This window comes from Psychrobacter sp. APC 3279, assembly GCF_030407795.1.
Lineage (GTDB): Bacteria > Pseudomonadota > Gammaproteobacteria > Pseudomonadales > Moraxellaceae > Psychrobacter.
In genome coordinates this window covers 1-3,424 of the sequence record NZ_JASDCR010000037.1, presented here as the reverse complement: position 1 = coordinate 3,424, position 3,424 = coordinate 1, and the positions used below count along the sequence as shown (strand labels likewise).

Below are 3,424 nucleotides of genomic sequence, written 5' to 3'. Positions count from 1 at the left end.
AATCAGACTAGGATTCAAAAGGGTTTGGGCTATAAAACGCCAAGACAAGTGTGGTTTGACTTTTATCGTCAAGCTGCGTAACTAAAATCTCCCAAGTTTAGTTCTACGGGATTGACAGCAGGGGTCATATCATACTGGTTCTTATATAACTCTAAGTTTTTGATGATTTCTTCAAACATAGGGTTTGATTCAAAATCACCATGTGAACCCAGACGTCTTTTGTTTATGATACGGCCATTCATCAAATGGTCATATATCTCAACACTACTGTGCAAATCAATCATTTACTTGTTCCTTAAGCTTGAGATCAGTCATATGCGGATTAGCTTGATTGTTGATCCGAGTCAGTACTCGATATTCCCAATAATAACTCCCGTCCTCTACGCGTCGACGTTCACTCAGTTGTCTAATTTTTGTTTTTGGAATAAGTGACAAGTAAAACTCAAGTCCGTACAGTACATCGACAAGCGTATACTCATTGATCGACGTTTTAAGATAATTGTCTAAGTATTGATGGATATCTTCGATGAACTGCTCTTTTGGTAGAGACGCGATATGTTTTAAAATATCATTCTTACGACTCTGTAGCGTTTTATCAGGCATTTTTGGAGCATGAGAAATATCAACTTTTTGTTTAATTGGTCGTTGCTGAATCTCTTCAAAGTAGTGCTTAAACTGTTGAATGCTTTTTTCAGGGTGACGGTCAAATTTAGCAGAAAAACTTAACTTGTGAGAGGAGAGTCCATCAAAACAGCCCATATCACTGATATCTTCAAGGTCCGCTGTGAGATATAGGTTCTTTTGTCCTCCATGACGATAAAGCTTCTCAAAGGTTTGCATCAATGCATTATATCTTTGTTCAATAGCCATGAAATAGCGGCGCTGTTCAGCCAAACTATACAAGTAAGTCAAAAGTCTATTAGAAAGTGATTCAATATCTTTATAGTATGAAGTAATCGCTGTTAATTTATAACGTATAGCGATAGCAATTGATTCATGACCACTTTGCCGATAGTAATCCATCAAAGCATCAATAGATTCTACAAAGTTTTTACGATTAACAAGTTGTATATCGGGATTGATAAACTCTAGACATGGCTTTATGTGACGGTGATGTAGCTGTTGAGCAGTCTCATATAATTCATTAATCGAATGCGTTTGCTGACCAGCTTCAAATTGACCATATTGGTTAGCAACTTCATCTACCTTATAATGCAAAACCCGAATATTTTCTTTAACGGTGGTTAAAATCTCACTGATTAAATCCCAAAATAGATTAAGTTGATCGCGGTAATCTTGAGAGCCAGTTTCACAATGCATGATGTTAATGGTAGATTGCTCGGTTTGTTGCCTTAATGATTCAAACTTAGCATGACTTAGCTCTTTATTTCGAGATACATCCAAAAATACTAGTAAATCGTATACTACCTTTGACATGACGAGCATGCCACTCACTTTATCGTGATGAGTAAAAATGCCGCCAGCAAGCAGATTATCTAGACTCAAAATATTCTTTAGGGATTCGTTATCCTGCGATAAAACTTTCTTATTATAAAACTGAACGTAAGTGGTAAAAGGAAACTCCATGGCACCGTCATGTGAGTTGATATAATCAATAAATTGAAAAAAATCGTACTTAAACTCTAGTACCTTTTCAATTAGTACATCACGGTTAATCATGCTAAAGCCTCTATTTGGAGTGCTTGGTCGTCGTCTATATTACCCCAAACTTCAACTGATTCAGGCAAAATGTTAAGTACACAGCTTGCTACCGTAGGCGGGTGCTGGAACACGTTGTAATCCACACGTATCCAACGCTTAACAGATTGACACACTGAGGCTCGTTGGGTCGGCGTAGCGCAAAATGCTGAAAAACCGTGTTTATCAATACAATCAATAATTGTGCTGGTGTTATCATCATCTAAATCACCGATTTCATCAATGACGATAGGCATCTTGAAGGAAGCCCCTTGCATAAAAATTCGTCCGAGTAAAATAGCAATGATTGAAGCAGTAATAGTACTGGTAGTACCACCAGACTGTGATTTATCAGTCAAAACACCATTGACATCAATATATTCAAAATTAATTTTACTAATGATGTCGCGCATTTTAATTAGCTTGGTTCGTTTGTTCGCATGTTTTTCCATAAACGCCATTAGAGTGCGATAGAATTCATCACTCATAAGCTCGGTTTGGGTAATATCATGATTTTTCTGTAGCTTGCGAACGTGTTCAAAGTCTGCATGGCAGTGTAGCTTAATGCGAACCTGCTTAAGATTAGATATTTGATGTGTATTTAGCTCAGTATTAATTGCGGCCACATAGTCGGTCAGCATTTGGCTGGCGTCACTGATCTCGCGCAGTTGACTGCTGATGATTTGGTTATGTCTACTAATATTATTGGCTTGTGTTTGAATCTGATAATTAAGCGAGCTAAAACTATTGTTATAAGTAGCAATAATATCGCTTAATTGGGTCAATGTTTGTATATTAGTAAACTGATCAACATTGTCATTAGGTACCTTTTGTATAAAATTCTCAATTTTATTTTTAAGTTCACTATAATCACGGGTATGAGCGTTATTTTGCTGAGTTAAGTCATTAATAGTGCGCATATCTAAGCGGAGTGACTCATCGTGCCTTTGGGTATAGGCTGCTATAATCTCTGAAATCTCATTTTCGCTATAGTGGGTTGCACCTATGCTTGTAGTTACTTGATTTAAGCTATTAGTATAATGCTCAAAATTATCCTGCTGATTTTCGAGTTCTTGTCGCTGACTAAGAATACTGTTCAATTCATGAGCTGCTTGATCTTTTTCTTTCCCAAGTATTTCCAGTTGTTCAGATAGCTCTGACTTTAAATCTACTTTTTCTTCGAGCTGTTGCTTATCATTTTCAATATCTTTTAGGCTAATCTTATAGCGCTCTAAAGCATCAATCTGCTCGTTAAGGGTAACTATTTCTTTTTTAAGTTCTTCTAAGCTTTGCTGACGTGAAGCACCACTAGCATCATTAGTTGCATTGAGGAGCGTTGTTCTATTACTTTCATCGTCTTTAATCTGCCGTTCAAGCTTAGCAATAGAATGTACTAAAGACTGCCTTTGCTCTTCTACCTGAAACCTACGAGTTGTCGTATTTGGCATCTGGACTTGGTCAAAAAGGAGCTGCTGACCGGTTGTGCCAAACCAATTCGTAAATGATTTTATAGAGTCAATCTGATCGGATGTCAATTTTAATGCGAGCGCACCAAAGTCGTTATTTAGACTAAATAACACATCAGCTGTTTCAGCTGATTGACCCCTGCTGTCAATCCCGTAGAACTAAACTTGGGAGATTTTAGTTACGCAGCTTGACGATAAAAGTCAAACCACACTTGTCTTGGCGTTTTATAGCCCAAACCCTTTTGAATCCTAGTCTGATT

At 37.3% G+C, this 3,424-nt stretch carries 3 protein-coding genes; all 3 read right to left on the bottom strand.

The window, feature by feature from the left end:
- Nucleotides 1-68 precede the first annotated feature (68 nt).
- The 3 genes from QL898_RS13680 to QL898_RS13670 are packed head-to-tail and all read right to left on the bottom strand — an operon-like array spanning nt 69 to nt 3,278.
- Nucleotides 69-284, bottom strand: a complete 216-nt coding sequence (locus QL898_RS13680) for a hypothetical protein (RefSeq protein WP_290177182.1) — start codon at nt 282-284, stop codon at nt 69-71.
- Entirely contained in the window at nt 277-1,680 is a 1,404-nt protein-coding gene (locus tag QL898_RS13675; RefSeq protein WP_290177181.1) for a hypothetical protein, read from the bottom strand. Before QL898_RS13675 ends, QL898_RS13680 begins: the two co-directional genes overlap by 8 nt.
- A complete protein-coding gene (locus QL898_RS13670; protein ID WP_290177180.1) occupies nt 1,677-3,278 on the bottom strand; it encodes a hypothetical protein in 1,602 nt (533 codons plus the stop codon). Before QL898_RS13670 ends, QL898_RS13675 begins: the two co-directional genes overlap by 4 nt.
- Between the last annotated feature and the right edge of the window lie 146 nt (nt 3,279-3,424).